Source organism: Stenotrophomonas sp. YIM B13575, from assembly GCF_042787595.1.
In the GTDB taxonomy this organism is placed as follows: Bacteria; Pseudomonadota; Gammaproteobacteria; order Xanthomonadales; family Xanthomonadaceae; genus Stenotrophomonas; species Stenotrophomonas lactitubi_B.
In genome coordinates, this window is record NZ_JBHZOP010000048.1 from 42,865 (window position 1) to 57,257 (window position 14,393).

Sequence of the window (14,393 nt, forward strand, 5' to 3'; positions counted from 1 at the left end):
TCATATGGTGGAGCCAAGGAGGATCGAACTCCTGACCTCGTCATTGCGAACGACGCGCTCTCCCAGCTGAGCTATGGCCCCATGGGGGGTGTTGCATCCCGTGGGCAGCGGAGCTGGCGCCACGTGACGTCCCTAGCATAGCGCTGGCCGGTGCCGGCTGCAAAGGGGCAGGCCGAACACAGCGGCGCAGGTGATCTGCGCCGCTGCAGGCCTGGCTCAGGGCAGCAGGGCCGCCGCGCGCTGGATCGCGATGTCGGTCGCAGCCGACACGCCATGCAGGTGGATGCAGGCGTGGATCATTCCCGGCAGGCGCTCCAGCGTGCAGTCCACGCCCGCCTCCCGCAGCTGCGCGGCGTACTGTTCAGCTTCGTCGCGCAGCGGGTCGAACTCACAGCTCAGTACCGTGGCCGCCGGCAGCCCGCGCAGATCGCGGGCGTGCAGGGGCGAAGCCAGCGACTGCCGGCGGTCACCGTCGCCCAGATAGGCCTGCCAACAGCGCTGCATCAGTTCGGCGCTGAGGTAGTAGCCGTCGGCGAACTCGCGGTAGCTGCTGCTGGACATGGTGGCGTCCAGTGCCGGGTACAGCAGCAGTTGATGCGATGGCAGCGGCAGTCCCTGATCGCGCAGCAACAGGCAGCACGCGGCGGCGAGATTGCCACCCGCGCTGTCACCACCGATGAGCAGGCGCGCTGGATCAAGACCCAGGTCTGCGGCATTGGCCTGCAGCCACAGCCAGGCATCGGCGACGTCGTGCAGCGGCGTCGGGAACGGATGCTCCGGCGCCAGTCGATAACCGACGGCAGCGATGACATGGCCGCTGGCATTGGCCAGGGCCCGGCAGGGGCCGTCATAGACCGCCAGCGAGCACTGGAACCAGCCACCACCGTGGGCGAACAACAGGGCAGGGCGCGGGTCCGTGCTGATGGCCGCGGGCGTGTACAGGCGCACGACCAGCGCATGGCCGTCGCGCGCGCTGATGACGTGCTCCACGACATGCGATACCGCCTCGGTGGCACCCTGCAGCGTGGGCAGCGCTTGCTCGCTCAGTGCGCGCAGTTCCAGCAGATCGTCCGGCAGCGGTTGCGCCGCCACCGCATCGACGAACGCCTGCAACGCAGGTTCAAGCGGCATGGTCAGCCTCCTGCAGGAAGGGCAGCAGCTGGGCGAGGAAGGCGTGCGGTGCTTCTTCCATGATGAAGTGGCCGCAGCCCGGCACGACGCTGCCGCGCAGATCATCGGCGTGCGGCTGCAGGGTCAGCATCGGGGCGTTGCCGGTGGCGTGTTCGGCGCCGATGGCCAGCACCGGCATCGTCAACCGGCGTTGTGCGCGGACCTGGTTCTGGCGGATGGTTTCCGGAATCGCGCGGTACCAGGCAAACCCTGCACGCAACGCGCCGGGCCGGCTGTAGGCAGCGATATAGGTTTCGCTGGCCACCGCATCGCGCCGGTACGACCAGCGGTCGAACATGAAGTCCAGGTAGGCGCGTTCGCGACCGCTGATGAGTGCTTCGGGCAGATCGGCCACCTGGTTGAACATGAAGTGCCACAGGAAGATGTTGTCGGCCGGCGCGGCGAAGATGCCCGGCTCAGGCGCCAACCCGGGAATCACCGCTTCGGTCACGGCCAGGCGCTGTACCGCCTGCGGCTGGTCGCTGGCCAGTGCATAGGCGATCCACATGCCGATGTCATGGCCGACCACCTGGTAGCGCTCGTGGCCGAGGGCCTGCATGGTCTGATGCAGTACCGCGGCGGCACTGCCGGTGTCGTAACCGTGTGCGGGACGATCGGATTCGCCGATGCCGGGCGGGTCGACCGCGATCGCTTCGAAACCGGCCTCGGCCAGTGCGTGCAGCACGTGGCGCCAGGCGTACCAGGTCTGCGGCCAGCCCGGGATCAACAGCACCGGTCGGCCGCTGCCGGCGGAGACGCAATGCACGCGCTGGCCGTCGATGCGCAGGTAGTGGTGGCGCAGGGTATCGTCGCCGGGGGTACCAGCGGTGGGGGAGTTCGTCATGGGAATGTTCCTGTGGGGGCTCAGGCGATGCCGAGCATGTGCTGCATCTGGGCGCTGCTGATCGGCGCGCCGGCGAAGTCGTCGAAGATCTTGTCGGTGACCGGGATGATGTGGTCGCGGATGAAGGCGGCACCTTCGCGCGCACCGGCTTCCTGGTCCTTCAGGCAGCACTCCCATTCCAGCGTTGCCCAGCCGGCGTAGTCGTACTGCGCCAGCTTGGAGAAGATCGACTTGAAATCGACCTGGCCATCGCCCAGCGAGCGGAAGCGGCCCGCGCGTTCGGTCCAGTCGGCATAGCCACCGTAGATGCCTTGGCGGCCATTGGGGCGGAACTCCGCGTCCTTGACATGGAACATGCGGACCAGCGGATGGTAGATGTCCAGGAACTGCAGGTAATCCAGCTGCTGCAGCACGAAGTGGCTGGGATCGAACAGGATGCGGCAGCGCTCGTGCTGGCCCACGCGCTCGAAGAAGCGTTCGAAGCTGGTGCCGTCGTGCAGGTCTTCGCTGGGATGGATTTCGTAGCAGAGGTTGATGCCGTTGTCCTCGCAGGTATCGAGGATCGGCCGCCAGCGGCGCGCCAGCTCATCGAATGCGGCATCGATCAGGCCCGGCGGACGCTGCGGGAACGGGAACAGGTAGGGCCAGGCGAACGAGCCGGAGAAGGTGCCCATGTCCTGCAGGCCGAGCCGGCGCGAGGCGCGGGCGGCCAGGTGCAGCTGCTGCTGCGCCCATTCACTGCGTGCCTTCGGGTTGCCGCGCAGTGCTTCCGGCGCGAAGCCATCGCACAGCTCATCGTAGGCCGGATGCACGGCGACCAGCTGGCCCAGGATGTGGGTGGTCAGCTCGCTGACCTGCAGGCCATGCTCGGCCAGGGTGCCGCGGATGTCGTCGCAGTAGTCCTGGCTGTCGGCAGCGGTGGCCAGGTCGAACAGGCGTGCGTCCCAGGCCGGAATCTGCAGGGCCTTGAAGCCGTGGCCGGCCGCCCAGGCGGCGATGCCGGACAGGCTGTCGAACGGCGCCTGGTCTCCAGCGAACTGCGCCAGATGCAGGCTGGGGCCTTTGAGGGTTTGCATGTGTTGCTCCAATTGTTTGTCGGTCGACAAAGAATAGGCGCGTGCATCGGGATGGTCAACACCCGCGTTACACTGCGCGCCTCAGAACGGCAGGCAGGCAGATGGCAGGGCGACCGCGCGAATTCGACAGGGACCAGGCATTGCGCAGGGCGATGCTGCTGTTCTGGCAGCACGGCTATGAGGGCACTTCGATGTCGGCCCTGGTCGAAGCGCTTGGCATTGCTTCGGCGCGCATCTACGCCGCGTTCGGCAGCAAGGAGCAGTTGTTCCGCGAAGCGGTGGCGCTGTACGAAGAAGGCGAGGGCGGCTTCGCGCCGCGCGCGTTGGAGCAGGCGTCACTGCGCGATGCGATCGGCAGCATGCTGCGTGATGCCGTGTTGACCTACACCCGTCGCGGTCGTCCGCATGGCTGCCTGGTGGTGTCCTCGGCCAGCAGCGTGTCACCGGAGGGCGAGGGCGTACGTGACTGGCTGGCCAGCCATCGACGCCAGCGCACGGCGGCGATCATCGCGCGGCTGCAGCAGGCGCAGGCAGCCGGCGAGCTGTCTGCCGATCTGTCCGTGCAGGCCCTGGGCGATCATTTCGCCACGGTGCTGCATGGCATCTCGGTGCAGGCGCGTGACGGCGTCAGCCGCGAACGCCTGCTGGCGATGGTCGAGGTTGCGCTGGCGCCATTGCCGTGAGATCCGGGGTCAGATCCGTTTCCCCTTGGGAAACGGATCTGACCCCAGGCGGTGCTGGCTGACTGTGCCGAAACCGCTTGTTTCACCGGGTTCGGGTGCCGCGCAACGAAATTGTAACAATTTGGAGGATAATAGCCGCTTGCGCAGTTTTCCTCCTATTTGCCGCCCGGTCAGCGCAGGCCGCACGGACGCCTCCTCAGAGCTTTCGATGCCTTCCCATTCCGATTCCCGCCGTTCGTCGGGCATGTCGTCCTCCCTCGTTTCCTTCCGTCGCCATCCGCTGGCCCTGGCCTGTGCAGGCCTGGCGCTGGCTGCCAGCTTCGGTGCTGCCGCGCAGGACAGTGCGCCGACCCCGACCGGGCTGGACACCATCACCGTGACCGCCGAGCACCGCGAGCAGAACCTGCAGGAAGTGCCGGTGTCGGTCGGCGTGGTGCAGGGCGAGCGCATGCGCGACTTCACCGCCGGCGGCGACGACACCCTGCTGGCGCTGTCCGGCCGCGTGCCGAGCCTGTATGCGGAAACCACCACCGGCCGCATCTTCCCGCGCTTCTACATCCGCGGCCTGGGCAACATCGATTTCTACCTGGGTGCCTCGCAGCCGGTGTCGATCATCCAGGACGACGTGGTGCTGGAGCACGTGGTGCTGAAGTCCAACCCGGTCTATGACGTCGACCAGGTGGAAGTGCTGCGCGGTCCGCAGGGCTCGCTGTTCGGCCGCAATACCACTGCCGGCATCGTCAAGTTCGACACCCTCAAGCCGACCCAGGACTACAGCGGCCGCGTCAGCGCCAGCTATGCCTCCTACAACAGCGTGTCGATCGACGGTGGCTTCGGCGGCCCGATCAACGACATCGCTTCGTTCCGTGTGTCGGCCCTGTACCAGCACCGCGACGACTACGTCGACAACACCTACACCGGCCCCAGCGCCGACGGCACGGTCAGCCCGAAGAAGAACGCCATGGGCGGCTTCGACGACCGCAACGTGCGCGCGCAGCTGCTGCTGACCCCGAGCGACCAGTTCTCGATCCTCGCCTCGGCCCACGCCCGCGACTACGAAGGCACCTCGACCCTGTTCCTGCGCAACGCGCTGACCAAGGGCTCGAACAAGACCGACGTGCCGCGTGACCAGGTCGCCTACGACGAGGCCGACAACAATCCGCAGGCGTACAAGACCTACGGCGGCTCGGTGAAGGCGCGTTATGACTTCGGCGCGATCGACTTCACCTCGATCACCGCGTACGAGACCACCTCCGGTTACAGCCGCGGTGATACCGACGGCGGCGCCGCGGTCAACTTCCCGGTCAATGGCGTGCCGAACGGCTATGGCCAGTCGATGGGCCAGATCCGTGACCTGGACCAGTGGACCCAGGAATTCCGCCTGGCCAGCCACGATGACAGCGCCCTGCAGTGGCAGGCCGGCGCGTTCTACTTCAACGGCAGCGACACCACCGACTTCTACCAGCGCGCCTGGTTCCTGAAGGGCGCGGCGCGCAACCCGAACAACTGGGTGCGCCTGCGCAACAAGAACACCTCGTGGGCCGGTTTCGGCCAGCTCAGCTACGCCTTCACCGACAAGTTCACCGTCACCGCCGGCCTGCGCCAGACCCGCGATGAGAAGCACACCCGCCTGCTGAAGACGGCTGATACCGCCGCCGGCCTGGTCACCTACAAGGGCCGCACCGACGTCAAGATGACCGACACCACCCCGAGCTGGGATCTGAGCGCGATGTATCAGATCACCCCGGACGTGAGCGTCTATGCGAAGGTCGCGCGCGGCTTCCGTGGCCCGACCATCCAGGGCCGTTCGGCGGTGTTCAATGCTGACTTCACCACCGCTGATTCGGAGACGATCCTGTCCTGGGAAGCGGGCGTGAAGAGCAGCCTGTGGGACAACCGCCTGCGCCTGAACGCCACCGCGTTCACCTACACCGTCAACGACATCCAGCTCAACGGCAACGATTCGGACGGCAACGGCGTGCTGTTCAACGCCGACAAGGCCAAGGCCTACGGCTTCGAAGCGGACATGGAACTGCGCCCGATCCCGAACCTGACCCTGAGTGCCGGCCTGAGCCTGCTGCACAGCGAGATCAAGGACAAGCGCGTGTATGCGCAGGTCTGCGCCCTGAACGGCAAGGTGGTGTGCACTGTCGATGACCCGACCATCAAGGTCGGTGCCAACACCTTCGCCCAGATCGATGGCAATCCGCTGCCGAACGCGCCGAAGTACAACATCAACCTCGCCGCGCGTTACGACTTCCCGGTCAGCGATGCAGGCACGATGTTCGTGTCCACCGACTGGAACAAGCAGGGCTACACCAGCTTCGTGCTGTACGACAGCCAGGAGTTCAACTCCAAGGGTGATTTCGAGGGCGGCCTGAAGATCGGCTACTCGGGCAACTACGGTGCCTACGAAGTGGCGCTGTTCGCGCGCAACATCACCAACGAGAAGAACCTCAAGGGCGTGATCGAAAACTACATGGCAGCGGTCTACAACGAGCCGCGTACCGTGGGTGTGTCGCTGAACATGAACTGGTAAGACGCATCGGTCGGTACCGCACGCGGTACCGACACCTCTGCACTTCCCACCAGACGCCCTGCCTGTGCAGGGCGTCTGTCGTTGAGCTGCCGCCCGTTCAGACCGGCTGCACGTCGTGCCGGTCCGGTACCGCATCCAGGCCGAAGGTCAGCTGCCAGCTGCGCAGGTCCACCTTGTCGCGGTCGCGGGCCTGCTGGCGCGCCGCACGGCTGGCACCAAACAACTTGCCCTGCCCATCGATCAGCGGGCGCATGCGCAGCACCTCTGCGTTGTCGGGCTCGGCGTCGGCGGCACGCTCAAGCCAGATCTTGGCCAGGAAGGCATTGGCAGGCACACCGTTGCCGAAGTGGAACACATCGGCCAGGAAACCGGCCGCCCACGCCTGGGTCGCGCTGTCGCCACGCCACCACAGTGGCCCCAGCAGGTCGAATACGGCTTCGCGCTTGTCGGTGTCGTCCTCGCCCTGGTACAGCAGCACCGCAAGGTTCTTGTGTGCCGGGCGCCACACCCGGTCATGCGGTGCAGCCTCGTCCACGCAGCGCCGATACAACACACGCGACTGCTGCTGCAGTGCCGGATCGGGGGTCTCTCTGAAGCGCTCGCCGAGTTGCCAGGCGCGGTTGTAGATGACGACCAGGTCGCCGGCGGCAATCGCGCGTTCGGTCCACAGCGCTTCCTGCTCGGGGTCGGTGTAGGCGGGGAAGTCCTTGCCGGCCACACGCCCGCGGTACAGATCCACCAGCGATGCCATCGATCTCGGGTCCCCGGCATGCGCCAGCTGCAGCAGCATCTGCAGGCCGGCCGGCGCGGAAACCGAGCAGAGCAGATTGGCCGCCACGGTAGACAGTTCCACGTCTTCTTCGTCGGCCATCGCCAACGCTCCCCGCAGGTGCTGTGCGGCGAGGACGTTGTCTGCGCTGAAACCGAACAGTCCGGATTGGCGACCGGCCGCCAGCCATGCAAGCGCATGCGCGCTGTCGGTCCAGTCTTCGACACTGGCCAGAACCTGCGTGAACAGGGTATCGGCGCCGTCGATGCGTGCAAACAGCGCACAGGCTTCCAGTGCGTTCAGGCCCTCATCAACCACACAGCCCGGATCCAGTGCGAAGGCTTCTGCCAGGCACTCATGGGCGTGCGTCATCCGCACCGGGTCCCAGTTCACCTCGTTGTCCTGCGGTTCGTCGCGGCCGAGGTGGTAGTCCATGGTCGCCCACCAGCACAGCACCTGTGCCCGGGTAGACGCGTCCAGGTGCAGGTCGAGCAGCGCGCGGTAGGCGTGGTCGTGTCCGGCGATGGCCTCGGCATCGTCGGCATCCGGGGTGAACCACAGCCAGTCGCGCTCCTTGACCACGCGCAGTCGATTGCGCTGCGGAAGCATCAACCGCGATGCCTCGGGGCCATCGATGAAGTGCTGCATCAAGGCGTGGCTGCCGCCCCAGCGCGGGTACAGGTAATGCAGGTAGGTCTCGAGCACGTCGACATCGTCGGCACGGAACGACAACGCCAGCTGCAGCCAGTAGTCGGCGACGTACTCGAACGCTTCTTCGCTGCGTTGCGCCAGCACAGGCGGCAGCGCAGGCAGTTCATGCAAGGGGGCACCGTAGGGCGCAAGCAATGCGACCGCGGCGGCGAATGCTTGCGGATCCTGGTGCTGCTGCGCGGTGTACAGATCGGCGCGACCGCCACGCTGCAGCTGCTGCAACCAGCGGGGCTCGCCCAGATAGCAGGCCATCCGCAGCATCCGCCCCAGTACGAAGGCGGGGCGTGGATGCCGCGCGATCGTGTGCAGCCACGCAGCCAGAGCGTGGTCGCGCGCCAGGGCAGCGCCGTCCCATTGCGCCTGGTGGATCTTGTCGACGGTGTCGGTGGAACGGATGCGGCCGGCAACGCGGTCCCACAGCGTGCCCAGTACGGCCCACGCATGCGGGCTGTGCGGCTGTCGTGCACACCATTGCCGTGCCCGACCAAGGCGGGCAGGCAGGTCCTGCGAAGGGTCAAGCAGGGTGGCGAGCAGCCAGCCATATCCAAAGCGCGGGGTGTCACCATCGAGCCACTGTTGCTCCACCGCTCCGAGCAGCCGGTCGACATCGTCGAAACGCTCCTGCTGCAGTGCGTCGCGTGCTTCGCGGCGCAAGGCCATCGCGTCGTGGGGGGAATGCGGCATGGGGAACAGCGTCCTTGCAGATGATCGGACGCGCATTCTAGGCAATCCGGTACAGGCCCGTTATCGCTTGCGATGGCGCGGCAGGCCGACGCCCTGCAACGGCAGGGCGTCGGCCGATGTCACTTCGCGGCGGGCGCGGCAGAAGGCGACAGTTCGGCAAACAGGCCGCCGAGCACGCCCATGGTGGCCGTGTCGGCTCCCATGTCTTCGGCGGCGTTGGCAATGGCGATCACGCCACTGTTCTGTGCGGGGAACAGCACCACCCACGCCAGCCAGTTGCCATCGGAGCCACCGTGCACCAGCACCGGGCCCTGGCGGCCAGCGATCGACGACTGCACGCCCCAGTCCAGGCCCGAGGGGCTGCCCGGTTGCGCGCTCTGCATCAGCGTATAGGATGCCGGCGTCAACAGCGTGCCCTTGCCGTGGCTGCCGGCGAGCTGGTCGATGGCGAACAGTGCCAGGTCCTGCAGGCGCATGTGCAGGTTGCCGGCAGCGGTGTAGATCGGCGGTACGCCATCATCGGCCTTCTGCGGCGCGCCGGTGACGGGCTTGCCGCCGCGGTGGCCCAACGGCTGCCCGGCAGTGGTCGGCCCGAAGCCGGCACCGGTCATCTTCAGTGGCTGGAATACCTCGCGTTGGATCAGCGTCTCCACGTCCTTGCCGGTGGCGCGTTCGGCGATCACTGCCGCGATCAGGAAGCCGCTGTTGCTGTAAGCGAATTCCGTTCCCGGCGGGTGGACCGGCGCCTCGGCCAGCGCAGCCTTGATGTAGGCCTCGCGCTGTATGGGCAGGGCACGCGTGTCGGTGAAGAACGCATCCAGTGCGGCGCCATCGGTGAGGTTCTCCGGCAGGCCGGCGCGGTGCGACAGCAGCTGCACCAGCGTGACGTTGCGGTAGGCCGGCTGCATCTGTGCGGCCAGGTCGGGCAGCATCGTCGACAGCGGCGCATCCCACTTCAGCACGCCCTGTTCGACCAGGCGCGCGATCATCGCCACGGTGATCGGTTTACCGGTCGAGCCGATCATCCAGGCATCACCGGTGCTGGCGGCCACCTTTTCATCATTGCGGCGTAAGCCGCTGACGGCCTGTTCGGCGATCTTTCCGTCGCGGATCACCAGCGCGCCCATGGCCGGCGTCGTCGTGCCCTGCAACGCCTGTGCAATGCGTGCCTGCAGGTCATCGGCGGCGCTGGCACTGGTGGCAACGCACAGGAGTGAAACGCCCAGCCAGCGGCGCAGGTGGCGCATGCGACGGGACGGGGAAGCTGCGGTCCGTTCGGAGATGATCGTGTGCATGGGAGTCCTTTGCGCAGCAGCGTGGGCAGGGCCTGCGCCGACGGCATCGGCCCTGCGGGGTGCGTCGTCCACCGGTGCCTTGAACAGGCGTACCAGGTGGCGTGCGATTCACTCTTGCATGCCGATGAGGCAGGCGGATGTGTCTGCAGTCATGTAGGTAAACGGCGCGCTGTGATCGCGTTGGCGTACGTACAGGATCGCGGCAGGGCACGCCCGAGGGAGGAATCAGCGCCGGGTGGATTTCGCGGGGCGGCAACGCGACGTGTCACGCGCTGCAGGCACGCGCCTGCGCGATCTCATGGCCATGCCCGGGTGTACCGTCGTCGCGCTGCGTGCGCGACGACGGCAGGTGGCTCAGGCGGCGGGCAACAGCGATGCCAGCACCGGCTCCAGCTCCTGCTGGCGCCAACCGGCCAATGCGGCAGGCCACTGCCGATGCTCCAGATAGCTTTCCAGATGCTTGCGCGAGGCCAGTACGCCGTCGGCCAGGCCGAGCTCGCGGCTGCGTTCGGCTACGGCATCCTGCAGCTTCTTCAGCAGCTGCTTGCTGGCATCGCTGGCCTGCATCGCCAAGGGTGCATCGGCTTCGTCGGCCAACGGCGTATCCAGCGCCTGCCACACGGCAGCAGCAAGCTTGCGCGGCGCCTTCGGGAACTGTTCGAACAGCTTGCTCAATGCAGCCGCGTCGGCTGGCGGGGTGCGTGCCAGGGTCGCCGCCAGTTCATTGTCCAGGATCCAGCTGCGCGGACGGTCGCTGGCGCGCGCCTGCGCGTCGCGCCAGCGCAGCAGGCGCAGCAGGCGGCGCTGCGCGGGCGCGTCCAGGAACTGCGCCGAGCGCATGCCCAGGTGGGGCCAGCGGTCCTCGTCATTGGCGACGCTGGCCAGCAGGCGCTCGCCGTCGTCGTGCAGCCACTGCTGGCGCCCCAGCGATTCCAGCTTGGCGGAAATCGCATCATGCATCGCGAACAGATGCTCGACGTCGTCGGCGGCGTACTTCAGCTGTGACTCCGACAGCGGCCTGCGCATCCAGTCCGAGCGGGTTTCGCCCTTTTCCAGTGCCACCCCGGTGATCTCCTGCACCAGCTTCTGGTAGCCCATGCCAGCACCGATACCGGCCAGGGCGGCGCCGATCTGGGTGTCGAACAACGGCCGCGGCAGCACGCCGCAGGTCCACTTGAACGCCACCAGGTCTTCGCTGGCGCTGTGCATCACCTTGGTGATGGATTCATCGGCCAGCCACGGTGCCAACGCCTCGGGCATGCCGGGAATCAACGGGTCGATCAGCAGGATGTCCTCGCCGACGGCCATCTGCACCAGCGCCAGCTGCGGCCAGAAGGTGCGTTCACGGATGAATTCGGTATCCAGGCCGATGCGGGTCGGCCGTTGCTGGCGGTACGTGTCCAGCTCGGCGGGGGTGGTGATCCAGGTTGCCACAGGTCGGGGCCTACTACTCGTGTTTGCTCAGGCAGGTGAGAATAGCCTAACGTCGGTCCGCATCCGTGCCGAAGGAGGCCCTGCTTGCGTTTTCTGCTGTCGCCCGCGCTGTTTACCGCCTTGGCCGTGGGCCTGGCCGGTTGCACGCAGCCGTCCCCTGCGCCGACCGCTGGTGGCACCGCAGGCCAGCCGGCCGATCCCGCAGCAGAGGCCGGTCCGGCGCCTGGTAGCGGGCAGGGCACGGTGACCATTGCCGGTGACGATGCGGCCGAGGATATCCAGCAGTGGACGCCGCCGCGGGTCGATCGCCAGGGACGTACGCTGGCGCAGCTGCGCCGGGCCGCCGAACAGGCGTTCGCGCAGGGGCACCTGTACGAAGATGGCGATGCGGCGGTGCCGCTGTGGCTGGCGGTGCAGGAAGAGGAGCCCGATGATCGGCAGGCGCGGCAGGGGTTGCAACGCGCGAAACAGAAGTTGCTGCAGCAGGCCGATGCGTTGCTGCAGCGGCCCTTGCAGCAGCGTGAGGCACTGGCTGAAGCCGGGCGCCAGGCGCTGGTGCTGCTGACCCTGGCGCCGAAGGATGAGAAGGTGCGCGCGCTGCAGGGCCGGGTGGAGACGGCGCAGCGTGTGGTCGCCTACAACCGCGCGGGCGAGGACGATCTGCGTGCCGACCGGATCGGTGAGGCGGGCGACGGCGCCATCGGCAATTTCCGCGAGGCACTGGCGCTGGACCCGAAAAACCGCCGTGCGCGGCAGGGTCTGGCCGCTGCGGAAAGCGGACTGATCCGGCGGGCCGAGGATGCCGCGCGCATCCGCGATTTCGCCAGCGCCGGCGCGTGGTTGGCAGAAGCCAGCAAAGTGCGTGACTCGTCACCGACCATCGCCGATGCGTTCGAGCGCATCGAGCAGATCCGTGCCGCGGCGCTGGTCCAGCTGCGCGATGGCGGCCTGCATGATCTGACCACCCCACAGGGATTGAAGCCTGCGCGCGAGAAGCTGGCCGAAGCGCTGCGCATCGCCTTGCCGGGCGACGCAGTGGTGGCGCAGCTGCGCGAGCGCATCGAGCTGGCCACCCATTACGGCAGCTTCCGGCCGGGGCAGGTGTTCAGCGACGCGCTGCGTGATGGCGGCCGTGGACCGCAGATGATCGTGGTGCCACACGGCGGATTCCAGATGGGCGCCAGTGATACCGAGCCGGGCGCGACCGATGCGGAGCGGCCGTCGCACTATGTGCGCTTCGAGCGCGGATTCGCGATGGCGATCACCGAGATCACCGTGGGTGATTTCGAGCGCTATGTGAAGGCGACCAATGCCCGTCCACGTGCGACCCGGCGTGGACATTCGGTGGTCTATGACGAGCGCAGCGGCAATTTCATCCGTCGCAGCGGCGTGGACTGGCGGTCCGACTATGACGGTGGGCGCGCGCTGGGCAATTCGCCGGTGATGCACGTCAGCGTGCGTGATGCGGAGAACTACGCGACCTGGCTGTCCGAGCAGACCGGCCGCAGCTACCGCCTGCCCAGCGAGGCCGAGTTCGAGTACGCGATGCGTGCCGGCAGCAGTGGCCGCTACCCGTGGGGCGATGCCGGGCTGCCGCCGGAAGGCAGTGGCAATTACACCGGCAGCAAGGACGCTTCACCCTCCGGCAGGCATTGGCACAACGCCTTTGTCGGCTACGGCGATGGTTGGTGGGGGCCGGCACCCGTGGCCAGTTTCCAGGCAAATGGCTTCGGGCTGCATGACATGGGCGGCAACCTGAGCGAGTGGGTGGCCGACTGTTGGCATGCCAGCTATCGGCGCGCGCCGGCAGATGGTGTGGCCTGGTTCAACCCTGGCTGCCGTTCACGGGTGATCCGGGGTGGCAACTGGGCCAATGCCCCGGAGCAGACCCGGGCGGCCTGGCGGCAGTCGCAGGATTCGGATACCACCAACGCGCGCATCGGCTTCCGCCTGGTCCGCGGGATCTGACGGACGCGCTCGCATCGGCGTCGGCTTCACCCGCCGCAGGCAGCGTCGCACTAAGATTGCGCCGTGCCCGCCGACCGGCGGGGTCAGCCGGAAGACCAGCCGATGCGCAACGATCCTTTTTCCCGCTCGCCGCAGCAGCGGCGTGGCCTGTTCGGCAACATCCGCTGGTGGGTGCTGCTGCTGGCCGCCGGCTATGCGGCGTTCTACTGGTTCTCCAATCGTGCGGTCGACCCCTATACCGGCGAGAAGGTGCTGATCGACAGCAGCCTGGATGCCAGCCAGGAGAAGGCACTGGGCCTGCAGGCCTACCAGCAGATCCTGTCGCAGGAACGCCCGTTGGGACCGAACGAACCGGTCTCGCGGGATGTCCGGGCGATTGCCGAGCGACTGATCGCCAAGGTGGATGTGGTCGAGACCGCGCTGGCGCAGGAGCACGGGCTGCAACCGGCACACTTCGCGCGCGACTTCGAGTGGGAAGTGAATGTGATTCCGTCCGAACAGGCCAATGCGTTCTGCCTGCCCGGCGGCAAGATGGCCGTGTACACGGGGTTGATTCCGGTTGCTCGCACCCGCGATGCGATGGCGGTGGTGATGGGTCATGAAATCGCCCATGCGTTGCTGCGCCACGGTGCACAGCGCATGGCCCAGCAGAAGCTGACCCAGATCGGCCAGGTAGCCGGCGCGGCCAGTGGCATGGATGCGCAGCAGCAACAGATGATGATGTCGGCGATGGGCTACGGCTATCTGTTGCCGTATGCGCGCAGCCACGAGACGCAGGCTGATGAAGTGGGCCTGATGCTGGCGGCGGCGGCGTGTTTCGACCCGCGCGAGGCGGTGCCGCTGTGGCAGCGGATGGGCCAGGCCGGCGGTGGCCAGTCGCCGCCGGAATTCGCTTCGACCCACCCCAATCCGGGCACCCGTATCCAGAACCTGCAGGCGTTGATGCCGAAGGCACTGGAGTACCGGCAGAAGTTCTGCGAGCAGGCCAGGTAAAGGGTAGTTCGGCAGGGCTGCGCCCTGCACCCGCCGAAGCAACAGCCGGAGCAACAGCCGAAGCAACAGCCGGAGCAACAGCCGGAGCAACAGCCGGAGCAACAGCAACAGCGGGCTATCGGTGGGATGGCGGGGTGGGTCCGGTTGCGAGAGACGCTGCAAGTACGTCCCTGTAAGCTCGGTCGCGCCATCCATGGCGCTTACGCCCCCGCAACCGGACCCACCCC

General features: G+C 67.2%; 11 protein-coding genes and 1 tRNA gene. 4 read left to right on the plus strand and 8 right to left on the minus strand.

Annotated elements, in window-relative coordinates; all coding sequences use genetic code 11:
• Positions 1-5: 5 nt before the first annotated feature.
• From ACFX4F_RS09160 to ACFX4F_RS09175, 4 genes are all read right to left on the minus strand, one after another.
• A tRNA-Ala gene (locus ACFX4F_RS09160) sits at positions 6-81 on the minus strand.
• Between the two features lie 135 nt (positions 82-216).
• Positions 217-1,131 carry an alpha/beta hydrolase gene (locus tag ACFX4F_RS09165; protein WP_380654392.1) on the minus strand — a complete coding sequence of 305 codons (915 nt, stop codon included), beginning with the start codon at positions 1,129-1,131 and terminating at the stop codon, positions 217-219.
• Positions 1,121-2,014 (minus strand): alpha/beta fold hydrolase, encoded by an 894-nt coding sequence (locus ACFX4F_RS09170; protein WP_099819091.1) that lies wholly within the window; start codon positions 2,012-2,014, stop codon positions 1,121-1,123. Before ACFX4F_RS09170 ends, ACFX4F_RS09165 begins: the two co-directional genes overlap by 11 nt.
• A gap of 20 nt (positions 2,015-2,034) precedes the next feature.
• Positions 2,035-3,090, minus strand: coding sequence for a sugar phosphate isomerase/epimerase (locus ACFX4F_RS09175; protein ID WP_099819092.1), 1,056 nt, complete (start codon positions 3,088-3,090; stop codon positions 2,035-2,037).
• Positions 3,091-3,191: 101 nt separating this feature from the next.
• Here ACFX4F_RS09175 and ACFX4F_RS09180 point away from each other — a divergent pair, with 101 nt between their 5' ends.
• The gene (locus ACFX4F_RS09180) at positions 3,192-3,773 is read left to right on the plus strand and encodes a helix-turn-helix domain-containing protein (protein ID WP_312706006.1); all 582 of its coding nucleotides are present in this window, start codon (positions 3,192-3,194) and stop codon (positions 3,771-3,773) included.
• 9 nt (positions 3,774-3,782) lie between these two features.
• On the opposite strand, the gene ACFX4F_RS09185 is transcribed toward ACFX4F_RS09180, so the two are convergent.
• Positions 3,783-4,019 (minus strand): hypothetical protein, encoded by a 237-nt coding sequence (locus ACFX4F_RS09185; protein ID WP_380654414.1) that lies wholly within the window; start codon positions 4,017-4,019, stop codon positions 3,783-3,785.
• Between ACFX4F_RS09185 and ACFX4F_RS09190 the strand changes: the two genes are divergently transcribed.
• Positions 3,982-6,312, plus strand: a complete 2,331-nt coding sequence (locus tag ACFX4F_RS09190; protein ID WP_099819094.1) for a TonB-dependent receptor — start codon at positions 3,982-3,984, stop codon at positions 6,310-6,312. The two genes, ACFX4F_RS09185 and ACFX4F_RS09190, sit on opposite strands and share 38 nt — an antisense overlap.
• 97 nt (positions 6,313-6,409) lie before the next feature.
• Here the strand turns inward: ACFX4F_RS09190 and ACFX4F_RS09195 are convergent, their stop codons facing one another.
• The 3 genes from ACFX4F_RS09195 to rnd form a co-directional block, all read right to left on the minus strand.
• Positions 6,410-8,476: a DUF4034 domain-containing protein gene (locus tag ACFX4F_RS09195; protein WP_380654397.1), complete on the minus strand. Its 2,067-nt coding sequence runs from the start codon at positions 8,474-8,476 to the stop codon at positions 6,410-6,412.
• A 119-nt stretch (positions 8,477-8,595) separates the two neighbouring features.
• On the minus strand, positions 8,596-9,771 hold the full coding sequence (locus ACFX4F_RS09200; protein WP_380654400.1) for a serine hydrolase domain-containing protein: 1,176 nt from the start codon (positions 9,769-9,771) through the stop codon (positions 8,596-8,598).
• A 354-nt stretch (positions 9,772-10,125) separates the two neighbouring features.
• Positions 10,126-11,205 (minus strand): ribonuclease D, encoded by a 1,080-nt coding sequence (gene rnd / locus ACFX4F_RS09205; protein ID WP_380654403.1) that lies wholly within the window; start codon positions 11,203-11,205, stop codon positions 10,126-10,128.
• An 84-nt stretch (positions 11,206-11,289) separates the two neighbouring features.
• Here rnd and ACFX4F_RS09210 point away from each other — a divergent pair, with 84 nt between their 5' ends.
• Together ACFX4F_RS09210 and ACFX4F_RS09215 are read left to right on the plus strand one after the other, a co-directional pair.
• Positions 11,290-13,173, plus strand: a complete 1,884-nt coding sequence (locus tag ACFX4F_RS09210) for a formylglycine-generating enzyme family protein (protein ID WP_380654406.1) — start codon at positions 11,290-11,292, stop codon at positions 13,171-13,173.
• A 102-nt stretch (positions 13,174-13,275) separates the two neighbouring features.
• A complete protein-coding gene (locus ACFX4F_RS09215; RefSeq protein WP_099819099.1) occupies positions 13,276-14,166 on the plus strand; it encodes a M48 family metallopeptidase in 891 nt (296 codons plus the stop codon).
• The last annotated feature ends 227 nt before the right edge of the window (positions 14,167-14,393 follow it).